The organism is Streptomyces sp. NPDC002138, from assembly GCF_040296485.1.
In the GTDB taxonomy this organism is placed as follows: Bacteria; Actinomycetota; Actinomycetes; order Streptomycetales; family Streptomycetaceae; genus Streptomyces.
Genome location: NZ_JBEOXE010000016.1, coordinates 89,002 through 108,328 on the forward strand (window position 1 = coordinate 89,002; position 19,327 = coordinate 108,328).

Below are 19,327 nucleotides of genomic sequence, written 5' to 3' on the forward strand. Positions count from 1 at the left end.
GGTCTCAGTCCTTCTGCTTCCGGCGCCGGGCCGCCGGCACGGTCCGCCCGACGATCACGGTACGCCTGGGTGTCCGCGCGGGCGCGCCGTTCGGGGCGGCCGCGGCCGCCTCCTTGCGCCCGAGCGCCTTGCGCACTCCGTAGCCGAAGGCCGCGACCTTGACCAGCGGGCCGCCGAAGGCGGAGGCCACGGTGCTCGAGAGCGCGGAGGCGTTGGAGGTGACTTCCTGGACGTCGCTGGCGATGGCGTCGACCCGGTCGAGCTGGGTGCGCGCGGAGCGTACGGTCGTGGAGGCGTCCGCCAGCAGCGGGACGGCCTGCTCGGTCACCTCGGCCACCAGTCTGGTGGCCGCCTTGAGCGTCTGGGCCAGTCGCGCCAGCGCGAGCGCGAGGAACGAGACCAGGATCGCCCAGAAGACGGCCACGAGGATGCCGGCCACCTCTCCACCGGACACTTTGCACCGCTCTCTGCGTGTTGAAAACTCGTCCCCCGACCCTATCGCGCCGGAGATCCGCGGCCCTACCGGAATTCGGGGGTTCCGGGACGCGCCTTGTACGCGGCGCATCCGGACGAGTACCCTCCGTGTCCCATGCGACGACCCGACGACTCTCCCCCGGCCACACCGGCGTGCGGCAATCTTCCCTCGGAGCTGAACGGCTTCGTCGGCCGGGGCCCGGAACTCGCGGAGCTGGCACGGCTGCTGGGCGCCGCGCGCCTGGTGACGGTGACCGGCGTGGGCGGGGTGGGCAAGTCCCGGCTGGTCCTCGCGGCCGCGCGGCAGGCGCAGGAACGCTACTGCGACGGCGTCTGGCTGGCCGAGCTGTCGGCCGTACGCGATCCCGCCCTGCTGGAGCTGACGCTCGCCGAGGCCCTCGGGCTGACCGACCACACCACCCGCCCGCCCCGGACCGTGCTGGCCGAGCACCTGGCGGAGCGTCGGCTGCTGCTCGTCCTGGACGGCTTCGAACAGCTGGTCGAGGAGTGCGCGGATCTGGTGCACGAGCTGCTGCGGCGCTCCCCCGGCCTGCGCGTGCTGGCCGCCGGGCGGCGGCCGCTCGCGGTCGACGGCGAGCGGTCCTTCCCGCTGGCCCCGCTGGACGCGGACGACGCGCTGGCGCTGCTGGCCGAGCGGTCGGCCGAGGCCGACCCCGCCTTCGCGGTCACCGGGGAGAACCGGGCGGCGCTCGGCGAGCTGTGCGCCCGCCTCGACGGCATCCCGCTGGCCCTGGAGCTGGCCGCGGGCCGGCTGCGGACGCTGTCCCCGGCGCAGGTGCTGGACCGGCTGGAGGACCGCTTCGCCCTGCTGACCGGCGGGGCGCGCGGGGCGCTCCCCCGCCACCGGGCGCTGCGGACGGCGATCGGCTGGAGCCACGAACTGTGCACGGCCGGGGAGCGGCTGCTGTGGGCGCGGCTGTCGGTCTTCGCGGGCCGCTTCGACCTGGAGGCCGCCGAATACGTGTGCGCGGGCCCGGACCTGCCGGTGGAGGGGGTGCTGGACCTGGTCGGCGAGCTGCTCGCGCAGTCGCTGCTGGTGCGCGAGCAGACCCCGGCGGGGGTCCGCTACCGGATGCTGGAGACCGTACGGATGTACGGCGCGGGCTGGCTGGAGTCGCTGGGCGACGCCGGGCGGCTGCGCCGGCGCCACCGCGACTGGTACATGGGCCTGGCGACCTGGTGCGAGCTGGACTGGTTCAGCCCGCGCCAGCACCAGGTGGCCGCCCTGGTCGAGGCGGAGCTGGCGAACCTGCGGCTCGCGCTGGAGTGCTGTCTGGAGGATCCGGACGACATCCACCTGGGCCAGTACCTGGCGGGCACCCTGTGGTTCTACTGGGCGGGCTGCGGGCGGCTCACCGAGGGGCGGCTGTGGCTGGACCGCGCGCTCGAGCAGGACGGGCGCCCCGGGACGGAGCACGAACCGGCGCGGCTCAAGGCCCTGTGGGTGCTGGGTTACGTGGCGGCCCTCCAAGGGGACGCGGTGGCGGCGATGAGCGCCCTGCACGAGTGCCGGGACACGGCCCGGATCTCCGGGAACCCGGTGGCCACGGCCTACGCGGTGCACCGGATGGGCTGCCTGGCGCTGCTCTCGGACGACATGGCGCGGGCCGGGGAGCTGCTGGGGGCGGCGCTGGCCCACTACCGGGAGGCCGGGGAGCTGAACAGCAACGTCCTGATGTGCCAGGTGGAACTGGCGATGACGAGGGCGTTCCAGGGGGACCTGCCGGGCGCGCTGGCGCTGTGCGAGGAGGCCCGGGAGATCTGCGAGGACCGCGGGGAGCGCTGGGCGAAGGCGTACGCGCTGTACGTCCTCGCGTACGCGGCGCTGGACGCGGGCGGCGCGGCCGAGGCACGGCGCCTGCTGAACGAGTGCGTGACGATCAACCACGCGTTCCACGACCTGCTGGGGCTGGTGCTGGCGCTCGAACTGCTGGCGCTGGTGACGGTGGCCGAGGGGGAACCGGCGGAGGCCGCGGTGCTCCAGGGCGCGGCGGAACCGCTGTGGGGTTCGGTGGGGCTGCGGCTCTTCGGCTCGGGCTACTTCAACGCGCCGCGCCTGATGTGCCAGGAGCGGGCGGGCGAGCTGCTGGGCGCGGAGCGGTACGCGGCCGGAGCGCGGCACGGGCGCGGCCTGACGCTGGACGCCGTGGTGGAACGGGCCCTGCGGGGACCGGAACCGCGGGCGGGGCAGGGTCCGGGAGGGAACGAGGGCGGCGTACCGAGGCCGCGCGGAACGGCGGAAAGCCCGCCCCCTCCCCCGAAGGGGAGCGGACGGGCTTCCGTCGAGACGAACAGCCTGTGAGGACCGCGCTCGCTGAGGGAAATCAGCGGGCGTAGTACTCGACGACGAGCTGCTCGTCGCAGATGACCGGGATTTCCTTGCGGTTCGGGTCACGGTCGAGGCGGAAGGCCAGGGCCTTCAGGTTGATCTGCAGGTAGCGGGGGGCCTCACCCTCGCCGGCGTAGCCACCCTCACGAGCAACCTGGAAGGGGTGCTTGTCGCGGCTGCGCTCGCGGACCGTGATGACGTCGTCCGGGCGGACACGGAACGACGGCTTGTCGACCTTGCCACCGTTGACCTCGATGTGGCCGTGAACGACCATCTGGCGCGCCTGGTAGATGGTGCGGGCGATGCCCGAACGCAGGACCAGGGCGTCGAGGCGACGCTCGAGCTCGACGACAAGCGCCTCGCCCGTCTTGCCTTCGGCCTTCTTCGCGCGGTCGTACGCGCGGGCCATCTGGCGCTCGGAGATGTCGTACTGGGCGCGCAGACGCTGCTTCTCGAGCAGACGCACCTTGTAGTCCGAGTTCTGCTTGCGGCCACGGCCGTGCTCGCCCGGCGGGTAGGGGCGGGCCTCGAAGTACTTGACGGCCTTCGGGGTCAGCGCAATGCCGAGGGCACGCGACTTCTTGACCTTGGGTCGCTTCTGGTTCACGTGGAACCTACCTCCATGTAAGTTAGGTGAGGCTTACCTTAGCGAGGAGGACGTAATGTCTCGACCACATGGGATCCCCCTGCCCAGTGCGCGTCGAAGTTCAGATCCAAACAAGACAGGATCTGCTTTCGACGACGATTGGCAGAGTCAGCCGCGTCCCAGGGAAGGCGCTCGACAGCTCACCGGAGCCGAGCGCGTACGAACCCTCGTAGAGTCCAACGCCTCAGTATCCCTCACTCTGCCGGGTGCTCACGACACGCATGAGCCCGACGGATGGGGGACAGGAATGCCGGCCGCACGGACCGTCACACCGGACGGGGACGTGATTCTCCTTGTGTCAGGGGAATCCGCGGCTGCCAGGGCAGCCGCTCACGCCCAGGACGACGACCTCACCGCCGTGATCGAGATCACGGACGTGGCGCCGGTGTCCGTGCCCCATCGTATCCGAGGCCGCGCGTGGCTGGCGGGCTGGCTCACCCCGGTGCGCGGGGACGACCGCGCCGCCTGCGCCGCGCTGCTCGCCGAGCGCCATCCGGTGGGCGAGCTGCTGGGCATGGGCGAGGCGCTCGACCCCGCTCCCGAGCCCGGCCGGTACGGGCGCCCCGCCTGGATGCTGCTGCGGCTGGAGGTCGGCGAGATCAGGGTCGAGGACCTGTGGGGCTCCGGCCCCGTGGACCCCGACGAGCTGGCCGGCGCCGAGCCGGACCCGATGGCGGCCCACGAGAGCGAGCTGCTCCAGCACCTGTACGCCGACCACGCGGACCGGGTCCGCGAACTGTGCGGCCTGCTGGGTCCGCGCGGCGGCGACGGGCTGGACGCGGTCCCCCTCGCCCTGGACCGGCTGGGGCTGCGGGTCCGCTTCACGGGCGCCACGGCCGGCCCGTTCGACGCCCGCTTCGACTTCCCGGCGCCGGTCCGCGACATCCGCGGACTGCGCCGGGCGATGCACACGCTCTTCGCCGCGGCCGGTCACTGACCCTGCGGGCAGCTGCCCAGCAGCTCCTGGAGGGCGAGCTTCTCGGGCGGGGTGACGGACAGCCGGTACTTGTGCTCGATGCCGGTGTAGCGGCGCGCGTACTCGCACCAGTACTCCCGGCGGGGCGGGCGCCACTTGTCCGCGGTCTTGCTGCCCTTGTCCTGGTTCGTCTGCTTGTCCGCCGCGAGCAGGACGTCCAGGTCGTTGGCGTACTCCAGCCTGCGCCGCGGGGTCCAGGCGTAGGCGCCCGCGCGCCAGGCGGCGCCGAGGGCGACGACGTGGTCGGTCTGGATCTGCGAGGCCCGCCGGTAGGAGTAGGGGATCCGCTTCCCGGTGTACGGATCGTCCAGCACGCCGGACACCACGACGCAGGGGTTGCGGTCGCCCGCGCGCAGCTCGCTCAGATCGCGGCGCAGTACGTCGTCGCGGGTGTCGCAGCCGTTGCGGCCGCCGATGGCGTCGGTGTCGTCGGACCAGTACCTGCCGAAGCTCTCCCGCTGGTACGTCTCCCAGTTCTTCCCCCACTCGACGGCGAGGCCCGCCAGCCGCTCCCGGGCGGCGTCAGCCCTCAAACGCCGGGCAGGCTCAGGTCGCCCTCACGTCCCGGGCAGCTGAGGTCGCCCTCAAACACCGGGCGGCTGGGACCCCCGGCGGGCCCTCAAACGCCGCGCGGGCTGAGGTCGCCTCCGGCGGGCCCTCAAATGCCGCGCAGGCTGAGGTCGCCTCCGGCGGGCCCTCAAACGCCGGGCAGGCTGAATTGCCGCAGGCAATTCCAGCCTCGCCGGCGTTTGAGGCGCCCCCGGAGGGCACACCGAGCCGCGCCGGAAAGACGGGCGCACCCTCAGCCCCGCCGGCGTTTGAGGCGCCCCCCGAGGGGACGCCGAGCCGCGGCGGAAAGAGTGGGCGCACGCCCGGCCGCGCCGGCCGGTCGGGCCGGGGCCGGGCACGGGTCAGTCGCCGCGGAGGCGGTTGCGGACTCGCTCGACCACGTCCGCGTACCGCGCCTCCGCCCCGTACCGCGTCGGCTCGTAATACCGCTTCCCGTGAATCTCATCCGGCGCATACTGCTGCGCCGCGATCCCCCCCGGCACGTCGTGCGGATACACGTACCCCACGGCGTGCCCCAGCTTCGCGGCCCCCTTGTAGTGCCCGTCCCGCAAGTGCGCCGGCACCGACCCCGTCAGCCCCGCCCGGACATCGGCCAGCGCGGCCCCGATCGCCGTGGTCGCGGTGTTCGACTTCGGCGCCAGCGCCAGCGCGATCGTCGCGTGCGACAGCGTCAGCGCGGCCTCCGGGAAGCCGATCATCGCCACCGCCTGGGCCGCCGCGACGGCGGTCGGCAGGGCCGTCGGGTCCGCGAGCCCGATGTCCTCGCTCGCCGAGATCATCAGACGGCGCGCGATGAACCGCGGGTCCTCCCCCGCATCGATCATCCGCGCCAGGTAGTGCAGCGCCGCGTCCACGTCCGAGCCGCGGATCGACTTGATGAGGGCGCTGGCCACGTCGTAGTGCTGGTCGCCGTCCCGGTCGTACGTGACCGCCGCCCGGTCGACCGCCTCCTCCACCGTCTGGAGGGTGATCTCGGCCTCGCCCTTCGCGATGGCCGAGCCGGCCCCCGCCTCCAGCGCCGTCAGCGCGCGCCGCGCGTCACCGCCCGCGATCCGCAGCAGGTGCGCCTCGGCGTCGGCGGGCAGGGTCACCGCTCCGCCCAGGCCGCGCTCCTCGGTGAGCGCCCGCCGCATCAGGGCGCTGAGGTCCCCGTCGGTGAGCGGTTCGAGCGTGAGCAGCAGGGAGCGCGAGAGCAGCGGGGAGATGATCGAGAAGTACGGGTTCTCGGTGGTCGCCGCGATGAGGGTGACCCAGCGGTTCTCCACGGCCGGGAGCAGGGAGTCCTGCTGGGCCTTGCTGAACCGGTGGATCTCGTCGAGGAAGAGGACGGTCTCCTTGCCGTACCCCCCGGCGGCCCGCCGCGCGCCCTCGATGACCGCGCGGACCTCCTTGACCCCGGCGGTGATCGCCGAGAGTTCCACGAACCGCTTCTGGGTGGCCTGGCTGACGACGTACGCCAGGGTGGTCTTCCCGATGCCGGGCGGACCCCACAGGATCACCGAGGAGGCACCGGCCGGACCGCCCGCTCCGTCGCCCACGAGGCGTCGCAGCGGTGAGCCCCGCTTCAGCAGGTGCTGCTGGCCGACGACCTCGTCCAGGGTGCGCGGGCGCATCCGGACGGCGAGCGGAGAACTCGAGGGGTCTTTCTCCTGGCGGTCCTCGGCGGCTGCGGTGAAGAGGTCTGGTTCCACACCGGAAGCCTATGCGAGCCCACCGACAATCCGGGCGGGTCCCTCAGGAGGTCCAGAAGTCCCACCAGCGCGTCAGGATCAGCATGCCGATGATCCCGACGTGCAGCACGGGCAGGACCCACGCGAACTCTCCGAGGAAGCTCCGCAGCCAGGCCGGCGCGGGCAGCAGGCGCTCGCGGACGTTGTGCGCGGTGACGTACCAGAAGAGGAAGATCGTCGCGACCCAGGCCAGGCAGCACCACAGGCACAGGGAGTTGATGCGGTACAGCGACTGGTACATCAGCCAGGTGCAGAAGCCGACGCCGAAGAGCGCGCCCGCGTTCAGCGTCAGCCAGTACCAGGGCCGGAACCGGGCCCCGGCCAGCAGGCTCATGCCCACGCAGACGACGATCCCGTACGCGACCAGGCCCAGCATCGGGTTCGGGAAGCCGAAGGCGGACGCCTGGTCGCTCGTCATGATGTTGCCGCAGGAGACGACCGGGTTGAGGCTGCAGCCCGGGGTGAAGTTCGGGTCTTCCAGCAGCTTGAACTTGTCGATGGTGATCACCCAGGCGGCGAGCAGGCCCGCGGCTCCCGTGATCACCAGCAGCCAGGCCAGCGCCCGGCTCCCGCCGACGGTCCGCGGAACGTCACTACCGGTGGTGGTCGTCATACGGCCGCTCTCCCACATCTGCGCCAGCAAGGTCGACAAGCAGGGGCCATTGTGCCGCACGGGGCTGTGATCCACCGTTCGGTGGACATAAGGACGCCCGCGCCCCGGCCGGTGACGGCAGGGGCGCGGGCGTGGGCGCGGCGGAGCCGGCCTGGCGGTCAGGCCAGCTTCGCGCGCACCGCTTCGACGACGTCGGCCAGGGCGACCGGGGTCTGCTCCCCGGACTCCATGTCCTTGAGCTGGACGACGCCCTCGGCGAGGTCGCGGTCGCCGGCGACGACGGTGAGGCGGGCGCCGGAGCGGTTGGCGTCCTTCATCGCGCCCTTGAGGCCCTTGCCGCCGTAGGAGAAGTCCGCCGCGATACCCGCCCGGCGCAGCTCCGTCACCTTGGCGAACAGGGCCCGTCGGGCGTCCTCGCCGAGCGCCACCGCGAAGACCGACGTGGCCGCCGGGACGTCCAGCGTGACGCCTTCCGCCTCCAGCGCCAGCACCGTACGGTCCACGCCGAGCGCCCAGCCGACGGACGGCAGCGCGGGGCCGCCGATCATCTCGGACAGGCCGTCGTACCGGCCGCCGCCGCCCACCGCGGACTGGGAGCCCAGACCGTCGTGGACGAACTCGAAGGTGGTCCGGGTGTAGTAGTCCAGACCGCGGACGAGCTTCTCGTCGTCCTCGAAGACCACGCCCGCCGCCGTCACCAGCGCCCGCACTTCCTCGTGGTACGCCTTGCACGCGTCGCACAGGTAGTCGCGCAGCACGGGCGCGCCGACGAGCTGCTTCTGGACGTCGGCCCGCTTGTCGTCGAGGACGCGCAGCGGGTTGATCTCGGACCGGCGGACGGTGTCGGCGTCCAGGTCCAGACCGCGCAGGAACGCCTGGAGGGCCTCCCGGTACACCGGGCGGCACTCCTTGTCGCCGAGCGAGTTCAGCAGGATGCGGAAGTTGCGCAGGCCGAGCGAGCGGTACGCCTGGTCGGCGAGGATGATCAGCTCGGCGTCCAGCGCCGGGTCCTCGGCGCCGATCGCTTCGGCGCCGACCTGCGAGAAGTGGCGGTAGCGGCCCGCCTGGGCGCGCTCGTAGCGGTAGTACGAGCCGGAGTACCAGAGCTTGACGGGCAGCAGGCCGGCCTTGTGCAGGTTGCCCTGGAGCGCCGCGCGCAGGACGGAGGCGGTTCCCTCGGGGCGGAGCGCGAGCTGGTCGCCGCCCTTCGTCGTGAGCGTGTACATCTCCTTGCTCACGATGTCGGTGGACTCGCCGACGCCGCGCGAGAACAGCTCGACGTTCTCGAAGCCGGGGGTCTCGACATACCCGTAGCCCGAGTTCTTGAGCGGCCCCGAGATCGCCTCGCGCACCGCCAGGAAGGTGGCGGAGCGGGGCGGCAGCAGGTCGTACGTGCCCTTGGGGGCCTGAAAAGTACTCACGAAACTCGTCACATTCCTCGTCGTGGAGCGGGGCCCGCTCCGTGGCCGGCGGCGACTTCCCTCAGGTAGGGGTTGGTCGCGCGCTCACGGCCGATGCTGGTCTGGGGACCGTGTCCGGACAGCACCACGGTCGAGTCGTCGAGCGGCAGGCACACGCGGGCCAGCGATTCGAGCATCTCGGCGTGGGAGCCACCGGGCAGGTCGGTGCGTCCGACGGAGCCGGCGAAGAGCAGGTCGCCCGAGAAGAAGACCGACGGGACGTCGGCCGCCTCGGGGACCTGGAAGGTCACCGACCCCTTCGTATGCCCCGGCGCGTGCGCGACGGTGAACTCCAGACCGGCCAGGCTCAGCTTGGCGCCGTCGGTCAGCTCGCGGACGTCGTCCGGCTCGCCCACGGTCAGCTCGCCCATGAGCGGCATCCCGATGGAGCGGCCGAGGGCCTTCTCCGGGTCGCTCATCATGTAGCGGTCCCGCGGGTGGATCCAGGCGGGTACGTCGTGTGCTCCGCACACGGGGACCACCGAGGCCACGTGGTCGATGTGGCCGTGGGTGAGGACGACCGCGACGGGCTTGAGCCGATGCTTCTTCAGCGTCTCCTCGACACCCTGGGCGGCCTGGTGGCCCGGGTCGATGATGACGCACTCCTCACCCGCGGCGGGGGCGACCAAGTAGCAGTTGGTCCCCCAGGCCCCGGCGGGGAACCCGGCAATCAGCACGTTCGTCCTCAATCCTCGGATGGGGTTGATGCAGATCAGAGCCTACCGGCGACGCTCATCACACAGCGAACCCATATACGGTACGGCCTCAGCGGTTCCTACAGCCCTACAGCCCACAGTCCCACTGCAACGAGGAGACAGACCCGGTGGTCACGAACGATCAGCGGCGGCGCCAGCTCGCCAGGGAGAAGTTCGAGCGTCAGCAGGAGCGCAGGGCCAAGGCCCGGCAGAAGGCCCGCAGACGGACTGCGGTGATCGGCGCGGCCGCGGCCGTGGTCGTCGCGGTGCTGGTCGGCCTCACGGTGGGGGGCGTGTTCGACTCCAAGAAGGACACGAAGGACGCCGCCGCCCCGGAGCCTTCGGCCTCGCCCACGCCGACGCCGAAGACGTCCCCGTCGCCCGCCATGGCCGTCGACGCCAAGGCGAAGTACACCTTCTCCCTCAAGACCAACGAGGGCGAGATCAAGATCGACATGGATGCGGCGAAGACCCCGCAGACCGTGAACTCGTTCAAGTCGCTCGCGGACAAGGGCTTCTTCGACAACACCAAGTGCCACCGCCTGACCACCGAGGGGATCTTCGTCCTCCAGTGCGGCGACCCCGAGGGCACCGGCATGGGCGGCCCGGGCTACACCATCGCGGACGAGAACCTCGACGGGCTCGGCAAGCCGGGCGCGGACGGCAAGGTCGTCTACCCGACGGGCACGGTCGCGATGGCCAACACCGGCCAGCCCGGCTCCGGTGGCAGCCAGTTCTTCCTGGTCTACAAGGACAGCCCGCTGCCGCCCACCTACACCCCCTTCGGGACGATGGACGCCGGCGGTCTGAAGATCGTCCAGGACGTGGCCAAGGAGGGCGTGGCCGACGGCGACAAGGCTCCCGCCCCGAAGAAGCCGGTGACGATCGAGAAGGCCGCGGTCACCAAGAACTAGCGGCGACGGGCCCCGGCGGCCGACGAGATTCCGTCGTGCTGGATGCGGACAGCCGGGGCGACGGTCGCCTATGTTGGCGTTGTGCGGGGCGGGCGCTGCCCGCCCTAGGAAACTGTGGACGATGCCAGGGGGCGAACACCCCCGCAGGCATCATGTGGAGGAGGCGCTGTGAGCAGCGACCCGTGGGGCCGCGTCGACGAGACGGGCACCGTGTACGTGCGTACTGCCGATGGCGAACAGGTCGTCGGCTCCTGGCAGGCGGGCACCCCTGAGGAGGCCCTGGCCTACTTCGAGCGCAAGTACGAGGGCCTGGTGGTCGAGATCGGCCTGCTCGAGCGGCGGGTACGGACCACCGATCTGTCCTCCAAGGACGCGACGACGGCGATCGACCACCTGCGCAAGCAGGTCGACGAGCACCACGCGGTGGGCGACCTCGCCGCGCTGCGGGTGCGCCTCGACAAGCTGGTAGCGACCGTGGACTCGCGTCGCGAGGAGCGCAAGGTCCAGAAGGCGAAGCAGACCGACGAGGCCCGCGTCGCCAAGGAGAAGCTGGTCACCGAGGCCGAGGAGCTGGCGCAGAGCGACCAGTGGCGCAGTGCCGGCGAGCGGCTGCGGGCGCTCGTGGACACCTGGAAGGCGTTGCCGCGGCTCGACCGCAAGTCGGACGACGAGCTGTGGCACCGCTTCTCGCACGCCCGCTCCGCCTTCTCCAAGCGTCGCAAGGCGCACTTCGCGTCCCTGGACGCGCAGCGCGAGGACGCGCGCAAGGCCAAGGAGAAGCTGGTCGCCGAGGCGGAGTCGCTGTCGAAGTCGACCGACTGGGGTCCGACGGCGGCGCGCTACCGCGAGCTGATGTCGGACTGGAAGGCGGTCGGCCGGGCGCAGCGCGAGTCCGAGGACGACCTGTGGAACCGTTTCCGCGGGGCGCAGGACGTGTTCTTCGCGGCGCGCGGCGAGGTCTTCGCGGAGCGCGACGCCGAGCAGGACGAGAACCTCAAGCTCAAGGAGGAGCTGGCCGACGAGGCCGAGAAGCTCCTGCCGATCACGGACCTGAAGGCGGCCCGGGCCGCGTTCCGTTCGCTGAACGAGCGCTGGGAGGCCATCGGCCACGTACCGCGTGACGCCCGGCCCAAGGTCGAGGGCCGGATGCACACGGTCGAGCGGGCCCTGCAGGAGTCCGAGGAGAGCGAGTGGCGCCGGACGAACCCGGAGGCGCGTGCGCGCGCCGCGGGTCTGACGGGTCAGCTGCAGGCGGCCGTGGACAAGCTGCGCGGCCAGGTCGACGCGGCGCGCGCCGCGGGCAACAACGCGAAGGCCGACAAGCTGGCGCGTGAGCTGGAAGGCCGTCAGGCACTGCTGGACCAGGCCCTCAAGGGCCTGGAGGAGTTCGGCGGCTGAGTCCCGCCTACCGGGGCCCGGCGGTGGAAGCTGTTTCCACCGCCGGGCCCCGCGCTCGTTCCGGCGTTCCGGCCTTCCGGCGTTCCGACGGCACCGCCGCCGGCACGGGCTCCCCGCGGCCTCGGCTGCGTCCTCAGCGGACGCGCGGGCCGCTCTCGGCGATGTCGAGGGCGTGCTTGAGCACCTCGCAGGCCTCGATGTGGTTGCCGGATTCCTGGAGCAGGTCCGCCAGCCGCCGGCAGATCAGGACGGCCTCCGGCCCGTACGCCTTGTGCAGCTGCTGGAACGCCGATTCCAGCACCGTGGTGGCCTCCCCGAGGTGGCCGGTGTCGGCGAGCAGCTCCGACAGCTCCAGCTGGACGGCGAAGAGCGTGCCCTGGCCGTCGGGCGGCTGTTCCTGGAGGGCGAGGCGCAGGATCGGCAGCGCGTCGCGCGGGTGGCCCTCCTCGCGCAGCATCCGGGCGACCTTGAGCCCCGTGGCCACGGCGGCGGTTCGGACGTCCGCGGCCAGCACCGGCCCCGCGGGGGTGTGGGCTCCGGCCCGGGCGCGATTGCGGGCCAGGGGCAGTGCGCCGACCCCGTTCTCCTGTGAGCGCTGCGGCAGCGGCCGGTTCTTGGCGTGCAGCCGTGCCGTGAGTTCGCGGTAGAGGGTGTCGAGGTCCAGCAGTTCGGGTGCGCCGGGTATGCCGTAGCGCAGGATGCGCAGGAGTTCGGCGGTGAACGCGGTGTGCCGTTCGCCGTCGGGGGCGAGGGCCACGCGGTCCCGGGGGGCGGCGGTCAGTACGTACGCCCCGTCGACGGCGGCCTGTCCGGCGATGGTGTCGGCGGCGCCGGAGAGGGTGAGGGCCGCCCTGCCGCTGAAGCAGCAGTCGAGGACGACCACCTTGCGGCGGGCCCAGGAGGAGCGCAGGGCGGCCCGCAGGTGCCGGTAGGCGACCGCCGAGTAGCCGATCCCGTCGCGGGAGCCGCCGAGCCCGAGGTAGAGGTCGGCGGAGTCCGGGTCGCGCATGCCGTGGCCCGCGTAATAGACGAGCAGGGTGTCGGTGGCCTCGTCGGCCGCCTGGTGCACCGGGTCCAGCATCTCCGCGGCGCTCTGCGGGTCGGCGACCACCGTGCAGTGCTGGACGGGCAGTCCCCACACGGTGGCGTCGCACAGCTCGGTGGCCAGGTCGACCAGGTTGGCCTCGACGGCCGGGAGCTGTTCCAGGTGCAGGTAGGAGGCGGTGCCGATGAGGACGGCGCGCGAGCTGCCCGGGTCAGCGAGTGTCGTCATCGCCCCGCGCCCGCTCGTTCCCGGCGAGCCGGTCCCCGTCGGGCGCCCGCGTCCCGGGAACCGCCGTCTCCTGGGCGCGGAGGAGGCCGACGATCCGGCGTACCGTCGCCTCGTCGGCGGCGGCCGGTGCGTCCAGCCGGACCTCCACACCGCCGCCGCTGATCGTGACGGTGGCCGGGCGGCGCAGGGCGGCCCGCCACTGCAGGACGGACAGGACGAGACCGCCGAGCCCCAGCCCGCTGGAGACGGCGAACTGCAGCAGCTCGAAGCCGCCTCCCATGCTGCCGGGAGCGGGCGGCCGCCCCGCGGCCGCGCACCGCACCGGCGAGCGCGTCGTCCCCGCTCACCCAGCGCAGCAGGGCGCGCAGCGCGGCTTCGTCGTCTTCCGTGCCGGTGACGTGTACGGCGATCTCAGGCACCGCTGGATTCCTTTCGCTGGTCCACCGCGGCGTTGACCCGGGCGAACGTGTCGACGGCTTGGGCCCCGGCGCCCAGCCTGGCCAGGCAGACGCCCTGCCAGTACTGGGCGGTGAGGGTGGTCGGGTGCCCGGCCCCCAGGGCGGAGGTGCAGACCGAACTGAGCACGGCGAGCATCTGCGAGGCCTCTTGGAGCTGGTTGGCGAGGGCCAGGTTGACGGCTTCGCGCAGCCGGGAAACGGCCTTCTGCTCGTCCATGGCGCTCATGACGGTGTGCCGGAACCCGATGCTGAGGGTGACGGGCCGCAGCCGGCCGGGCGCGCGGACGGGGGGCCCGGCCTGACCGGAGCCTTCCGGACCGGCGTCCTCGTGGGAGTCGAACGCGGCGTCGGCCTCGCCGGCGGTCGCGTGCGAGTCGAGTTGCCGCAGGGGCTCCGGCCCGGTGTCCTCCGGGGCCACCGGCGTCGGATCGCCCGCCGCGGCCCGGGCGACGGGGGGTTCGTACAGGGGCGGCGGGGCCTGTGCGAAGGCCACCTCGACCGCGGAGTCCCGGATCTGGTTCCGCATCCGGCGGGCGAGCGCGTGCCGCCCGCTGTCCACCAACGGGGGCAGGGCGCTCGCCACGGCCGCCGCGGAGAGCGGCCGCGCGCCCGGGTCCTTGGCACAGAGGGAGTCGATCAGCTCGTTGAGCCGGCCGGGGTAACCGGGGTTGGCGCCGCTCAGCCGCGGGATCCCGTCGCCCAGTGCCTGGACCATCACCGCGCCGAGGTCGGCGCGGTCCCCCAGGGGCAGTTCTCCCGTCGCCATGAGGTGCAGACAGGCGCCCAGGGAGTACAGGTCACCGGCCCGGGAAGGGACACCGCCCGCCATGACCTCGGGCGCCATGAACTGCGGGGTGCCGACCCGCTCCCCGGCGGCGGTGATGCCCGCCTCGCCCACCAGCTGGGCCAGGCCGAAGTCGAGGAGCACGACCTCGCCGCCGGAGGTGACGCCGACGTTGGAGGGTTTGAGGTCGCGGTGCAGCACACCGGCGGCGTGCACCGCGCGCAGCGCGTCGGCCATGCCGAGCCCGACCCAGGCGGCCTCGGCCGCGCTCAGGGGCCCGCTCGCCTCGACGAGCTGGGCCAGGTTCATCCCGTCGAGGAACTGCATGACGAGGTAGGGCTTGTTCTGGTGGACACCCGAGTCGTGCAGGGTGACCACCCCCGGGTGGTGGAGCCGGGTCAACGCCTCCGCCTCCCGGTGGAAGCGGACGAGCCCGGCGCCGCCCCCGTCGTCGGGGGCGGCGATCTCCGTGAGGATCTTCAGGGCGACGCGCCTGCCCAGCTTCACGTCCTGGGCCTCGTACACCACGCCGACGCTGCCGCTGCCGAGCAGCCGCCGCAGCAGGTAGCGCCCTTCGACTAAGTCGCCCTCGCCCACGGACCTCGTACCCCCTCGCCTCGGCAGGTCAGCCTAGGGCCTGCGGGCCGAGGTGACGCGGTAGACGTCGTAGACGCCCTCCACGCCGCGGACCGCCTTCAGGACGTGGCCCAGGTGCTTCGGGTCGCCCATCTCGAAGGTGAAGCGCGAGGTGGCGACGCGGTCGCGGGAGGTCTGGACGGCGGCCGACAGGATGTTCACGTGCTGGTCCGACAGGACCCGGGTGACATCCGACAGCAGCCTGGACCGGTCCAGCGCCTCGACCTGGATGGCGACCAGGAAGACGGACGACTGGGTGGGCGCCCATTCGACCGCGAGGATCCGCTCGGGCTGCTGCGAGAGCGAGTCGACGTTGACGCAGTCGGCCCGGTGCACCGACACGCCGCTGCCGCGCGTGACGAAGCCGATGATCGGGTCGCCGGGCACCGGCGTGCAGCACCGGGCCAGCTTCACCCAGACGTCGTCGACGCCCTTGACCACGACGCCCGGGTCGGCGTTCTTGCGGCGCGTACCGCGGCTGCGCGAGGGCGGGACGCTCTCCTCGATGTCCTCGTTGGCCGCGTCCTCGCCGCCGAGGGCCTGGACGAGCTTCTGTACGACGCCCTGCGCGGCCACGTGGCCCTCGCCGATCGCCGCGTACAGGGAGGAGATGTCGGGGTAGCGCATCTCGTGGGCGAGGGTGACGAGCGAGTCGCCGGTGAGGATGCGCTGGATCGGCAGGTTCTGCTTGCGCATGGCCCGCGCGATGGCGTCCTTGCCCTGCTCGATGGCCTCGTCCCGGCGCTCCTTGGAGAACCAGGCGCGGATCTTGTTGCGGGCGCGCGGCGACTTGACGAAGCCCAGCCAGTCGCGGGACGGGCCCGCGCCTTCGGCCTTGGAGGTGAAGACCTCGACCAGGTCGCCGTTGTCGAGGGTGGATTCGAGCGGGACCAGGCGCCCGTTGACCCGGGCCCCTATGGTGCGGTGGCCGACCTCGGTGTGCACGGCGTACGCGAAGTCCACCGAGGTGGCGCCCGCGGGCAGGGCGATGACGTCGCCCTTGGGCGTGAAGACGAAGACCTCGTTGCGCGAGAGGTCGAAGCGCAGCGAGTCGAGGAACTCGCCCGGGTCCTCGGTCTCCTTCTGCCAGTCCAGCAGCTGGCGCAGCCAGGCCATGTCGTTGACGGTGTCGTGGCCGGCGCTGCCCTTGGCGGCCTGCGGGACGTCGGTGCGGACCTTGGAGGTGCCGGCGACGGTCTGCTGCTTGTACTTCCAGTGCGCGGCGATGCCGTATTCGGCGCGGCGGTGCATGTCGAACGTACGGATCTGCAGCTCGACGGGCTTGCCGCTGGGGCCGATGACCGTCGTGTGCAGCGACTGGTACATGTTGAACTTCGGCATCGCGATGTAGTCCTTGAACCGGCCGGGGACCGGGTTCCATCGCGCGTGCACGGTGCCGAGGGCGGCGTAACAGTCGCGGACGGTGTCCACGAGCACCCGGATGCCGACCAGGTCGTAGATCTCCGCGAAGTCGCGCCCTCGCACGATCATCTTCTGGTAGACGCTGTAGTAGTGCTTGGGGCGGCCGGTGACGGTGGCCTTGATGCGGGCGGCGCGCAGGTCGCTCTGCACCTCGTCGGTGACGATGGTGAGGTACTCGTCCCGCTTGGGCGCGCGCTCGGCGACGAGGCGGACGATCTCGTCGTACATCTTGGGGTAGAGGATCGCGAAGGCGAGGTCCTCCAGCTCCCACTTGATGGTGTTCATGCCCAGGCGGTGGGCCAGCGGAGCGTAGATCTCCAGCGTCTCGCGGGCCTTCTTCTCCTGCTTTTCCCGCTTGAGGTAGCGCATGGTGCGCATGTTGTGCAGGCGGTCGGCGAGCTTGATGACCAGGACGCGGGGGTCCTTGGCCATGGCGACGACCATCTTGCGGACGGTCTCGGCCTGGGCGGCCTCGCCGAACTTGACCCGGTCGAGCTTGGTGACGCCGTCGACGAGGAGGGCGACGGCGTCGCCGAAGTCGCGTCTGAGCTGCTCCAGGCCGTACTCGGTGTCCTCCACGGTGTCGTGGAGCAGACCCGCCATCAGGGTGGCGGGGTCCATGCCGAGCTCGGCGAGGATGGTCGTCACCGCGAGCGGGTGGGTGATGTACGGGTCGCCGCTCTTGCGCTTCTGGCCGCGGTGCCAGCGTTCGGCGACCTGGTAGGCCTGCTCGATCTGGCGGAGGGTCGCCGTCTCGATCTTCGGGTCGTTGCTGCGGACTATGCGCAGCAGGGGTTCCAGGACCGGGTTGTACGGATTCGACTTCTGCACGCCCAGCCGGGCGAGCCGGGCGCGCACCCGGTTGGAGGACCCGCCGGGCTTGGCGGGCGCGGGGCGGGCCGGGGGGGCCGGGGCGGGTGCCGGGGCCGGTGCCGGGGCCGCGGATCGCGGGGGCGTGGCGGGCTGCTCGGGCTCGCCCTGCGGGTCGGGCTGCGCGGCGGAGAGTGGCTGGACCTCGTCTGGCAAGAGCGCTCCTCAGGGGGTCCCCCCGCACGGAGTGTGGGGGAGGATCCGGGGCCCGGTCAGGTCCGGATAACCCATGGTAGCGAGGCCTCAGCCCCCTCGTCCGCCCCGCCCACCCTCGAACCCCCCGAACCCACCCCCCGCGCGAGCCGACCCGGCCCACCTTTTCCAGCCGGCCCGGCACACATCCAGCCCCGCCGGCACCTGGGCCGCTCGCGTGCCCCGCCCGGATACGCCGAAGCGGCGGGCCCCCCGCAGGGGGTCCGCCGCTTGGGGTGGGACGGGGTCAGACGACGATGAGGGCGTCCAGCGGGGCACCCGCCAGGGCCGGCTCCAGCCGCGCACGCCCCGGCAGGAACGAGAGCTCCATCAGGACCGCGACACCGGCCACCTCGGCCCCGGCCCGCCGGATCAGCTCCAGCGAGGCCTCGGCCGTACCACCGGTGGCCAGCACGTCATCGATGACCATGACCCGGTCCCCCGGTGCCAGATCCTCCGCGTGGACCTCGATCTCCGCGGTGCCGTACTCCAGCTCGTACGACTGGGCCAGGGTCGCCCCCGGCAGCTTGCCCGCCTTGCGGACCGGCACGAAGCCGATCCCCGAGCGGACGGCGGCCGGGGCCGCCAGGATGAACCCGCGCGCCTCCAGCCCGACGATCTTCGTCGCGCCGCGCGCCTCGCACAGCGCGGCCAGCGCCTCCGTCAGCGCGGCGAACGCCTTGGGGTCCGCCAGCAGCGGGGTGATGTCCTTGAACATCACGCCCGGCTTCGGGTAGTCCGCCACGTCCTTGATCCGGCTGAGCAGCAGCTCACGCACTTCTTCGGTCAGCACGCTCATCGGCGCCGCCCCGAAGCACGCCCGGTGCGGCCCTGGGCCACGACCTCGGTGGGGTCCCCCGACTCCTCGGTGAAGTCGTCCGGCGACTCCCCCTTGGCCTCGGCGGCCGCCCGCTTCGCGAGCACCCGCTTCTTGAGCGCCTTCATCGCCGGCTCGCGCTCCTTGAGGTCGACGACCAGCGGGGTCGCGATGAAGATCGAGGAGTACGCACCGGCGGCGAGGCCGACGAACAGCGACAGCGAGATGTCGTTGAGCATGCCCGCGCCCAGGAAGCCGCCGCCGATGAACAGCAGCGCGCCGACCGGCAGCAGCGCCACGACGGTGGTGTTGATCGAGCGGACCAGGGTGCCGTTGATGCTGCGGTTGGCCACCTCGCTGAAGGTCCAGCGGGTCTGCTTGGTGATGTCCTTCGACCCCTCCTTGAGACCGTCGAAGACGACGACGGTGTCGTAGAGGGAGTAACCGAGGATGGTCAGCAGACCGATCACGGTGCCCGGGGTGACCTCGAAGCCGACGAGCGCGTACACGCCGACGGTGATCGTGAGGTCGTGGATCAGGGCGACGAGCGCGGCGACGGCCATCCGCCACTCGAAGGCGATCGCGAGGTAGATCACCACGAGGACCATGAAGACGCCGAGGCCGGTCCAGGCCTTGTTGGCGATCTGCTCGCCCCAGCTCGCGCCGACCTGGTCGGAGTTGATGTCCGCGGCGTTGACCTTGAGGTCGGCGGCGAGCTTCTTGCTCACCTCGGTCGCGGCGGCCGGGTCCAGCTCGGAGATCTGGATCCGCAGGCTGCCGGTACCGAGCTTCTGCACGGTCGCGGCGTGGCCGGAGGCCTTCTGGGCGGCTTCGGTGGCCTTGGCGACCGAGACGGACGTCTTCGGGGTGGTGAAGACGGCACCGCCCTTGAACTCGATGCCCATGTTGAGGCCCTGTACGGCCAGGGCGACGACCGCCGTAATGGTGATCAGGATGGAAACGCCGTACCAGAGAAAGCGCTTGCCGACGAAGTCGTATCCGACCTCACCGCGGTACAGCTTGGCGCCGAGATCTCCCAGCTTCGACAT

Annotated in this window: 17 protein-coding genes; 4 read left to right on the top strand and 13 right to left on the bottom strand. The window is 72.1% G+C overall.

Annotation, left to right across the window (positions count from 1 at the left end):
- Positions 1 to 4 precede the first annotated feature (4 nt).
- Positions 5 to 454, bottom strand: coding sequence for a DUF948 domain-containing protein (locus tag ABT084_RS13475; RefSeq protein WP_351042117.1), 450 nt, complete (start codon positions 452 to 454; stop codon positions 5 to 7).
- Positions 455 to 589: 135 nt separating this feature from the next.
- On the opposite strand from ABT084_RS13475, the gene ABT084_RS13480 reads away from it, so the two are divergent.
- Positions 590 to 2,797 (top strand): ATP-binding protein, encoded by a 2,208-nt coding sequence (locus ABT084_RS13480; protein WP_351042119.1) that lies wholly within the window; start codon positions 590 to 592, stop codon positions 2,795 to 2,797.
- A gap of 22 nt (positions 2,798 to 2,819) precedes the next feature.
- Here ABT084_RS13480 and rpsD read toward each other — a convergent pair whose 3' ends face one another.
- Positions 2,820 to 3,431, bottom strand: coding sequence for a 30S ribosomal protein S4 (gene rpsD / locus ABT084_RS13485; RefSeq protein WP_283451479.1), 612 nt, complete (start codon positions 3,429 to 3,431; stop codon positions 2,820 to 2,822).
- Between the two features lie 55 nt (positions 3,432 to 3,486).
- Here rpsD and ABT084_RS13490 point away from each other — a divergent pair, with 55 nt between their 5' ends.
- Positions 3,487 to 4,407, top strand: a complete 921-nt coding sequence (locus tag ABT084_RS13490) for a DUF2470 domain-containing protein (protein ID WP_502968926.1) — start codon at positions 3,487 to 3,489, stop codon at positions 4,405 to 4,407.
- On the opposite strand, the gene ABT084_RS13495 is transcribed toward ABT084_RS13490, so the two are convergent.
- The 5 genes from ABT084_RS13495 to ABT084_RS13515 form a co-directional block, all read right to left on the bottom strand.
- The gene (locus tag ABT084_RS13495) at positions 4,401 to 4,979 is read right to left on the bottom strand and encodes an HNH endonuclease family protein (protein WP_351042124.1); all 579 of its coding nucleotides are present in this window, start codon (positions 4,977 to 4,979) and stop codon (positions 4,401 to 4,403) included. The genes ABT084_RS13490 and ABT084_RS13495 overlap by 7 nt on opposite strands.
- A gap of 378 nt (positions 4,980 to 5,357) precedes the next feature.
- The gene (locus ABT084_RS13500) at positions 5,358 to 6,707 is read right to left on the bottom strand and encodes a replication-associated recombination protein A (protein WP_351042127.1); all 1,350 of its coding nucleotides are present in this window, start codon (positions 6,705 to 6,707) and stop codon (positions 5,358 to 5,360) included.
- Between the two features lie 43 nt (positions 6,708 to 6,750).
- Entirely contained in the window at positions 6,751 to 7,359 is a 609-nt protein-coding gene (locus ABT084_RS13505; protein WP_351042129.1) for a vitamin K epoxide reductase family protein, read from the bottom strand.
- A gap of 158 nt (positions 7,360 to 7,517) precedes the next feature.
- A complete protein-coding gene (hisS, locus tag ABT084_RS13510; RefSeq protein WP_351042132.1) occupies positions 7,518 to 8,780 on the bottom strand; it encodes a histidine--tRNA ligase in 1,263 nt (420 codons plus the stop codon).
- Positions 8,781 to 8,788: 8 nt separating this feature from the next.
- The gene (locus tag ABT084_RS13515) at positions 8,789 to 9,496 is read right to left on the bottom strand and encodes an MBL fold metallo-hydrolase (RefSeq protein WP_351042135.1); all 708 of its coding nucleotides are present in this window, start codon (positions 9,494 to 9,496) and stop codon (positions 8,789 to 8,791) included.
- Between the two features lie 146 nt (positions 9,497 to 9,642).
- On the opposite strand from ABT084_RS13515, the gene ABT084_RS13520 reads away from it, so the two are divergent.
- Positions 9,643 to 10,428: a peptidylprolyl isomerase gene (locus ABT084_RS13520; protein ID WP_351042138.1), complete on the top strand. Its 786-nt coding sequence runs from the start codon at positions 9,643 to 9,645 to the stop codon at positions 10,426 to 10,428.
- A 168-nt stretch (positions 10,429 to 10,596) separates the two neighbouring features.
- Complete coding sequence (locus ABT084_RS13525; protein WP_351042140.1) at positions 10,597 to 11,826, top strand: DUF349 domain-containing protein; 1,230 nt, start codon at positions 10,597 to 10,599, stop codon at positions 11,824 to 11,826.
- 133 nt (positions 11,827 to 11,959) lie between these two features.
- Here the strand turns inward: ABT084_RS13525 and ABT084_RS13530 are convergent, their stop codons facing one another.
- The 6 genes from ABT084_RS13530 to secF form a co-directional block, all read right to left on the bottom strand.
- The gene (locus tag ABT084_RS13530; RefSeq protein ID WP_351042143.1) at positions 11,960 to 13,099 is read right to left on the bottom strand and encodes a caspase, EACC1-associated type; all 1,140 of its coding nucleotides are present in this window, start codon (positions 13,097 to 13,099) and stop codon (positions 11,960 to 11,962) included.
- A complete protein-coding gene (locus ABT084_RS13535; RefSeq protein ID WP_351042146.1) occupies positions 13,083 to 13,421 on the bottom strand; it encodes an effector-associated constant component EACC1 in 339 nt (112 codons plus the stop codon). The genes ABT084_RS13530 and ABT084_RS13535 overlap by 17 nt, the downstream gene beginning before the upstream one ends.
- 89 nt (positions 13,422 to 13,510) lie before the next feature.
- Entirely contained in the window at positions 13,511 to 14,938 is a 1,428-nt protein-coding gene (locus ABT084_RS13540) for a serine/threonine-protein kinase (protein WP_351042149.1), read from the bottom strand.
- Positions 14,939 to 14,971: 33 nt separating this feature from the next.
- The gene (locus ABT084_RS13545; protein WP_351042152.1) at positions 14,972 to 17,425 is read right to left on the bottom strand and encodes a RelA/SpoT family protein; all 2,454 of its coding nucleotides are present in this window, start codon (positions 17,423 to 17,425) and stop codon (positions 14,972 to 14,974) included.
- Positions 17,426 to 17,708: 283 nt separating this feature from the next.
- The gene (locus ABT084_RS13550) at positions 17,709 to 18,260 is read right to left on the bottom strand and encodes an adenine phosphoribosyltransferase (RefSeq protein ID WP_351042155.1); all 552 of its coding nucleotides are present in this window, start codon (positions 18,258 to 18,260) and stop codon (positions 17,709 to 17,711) included.
- Positions 18,257 to 19,327: a protein translocase subunit SecF gene (gene secF, locus ABT084_RS13555; RefSeq protein ID WP_351042158.1), complete on the bottom strand. Its 1,071-nt coding sequence runs from the start codon at positions 19,325 to 19,327 to the stop codon at positions 18,257 to 18,259. The genes ABT084_RS13550 and secF overlap by 4 nt, the downstream gene beginning before the upstream one ends.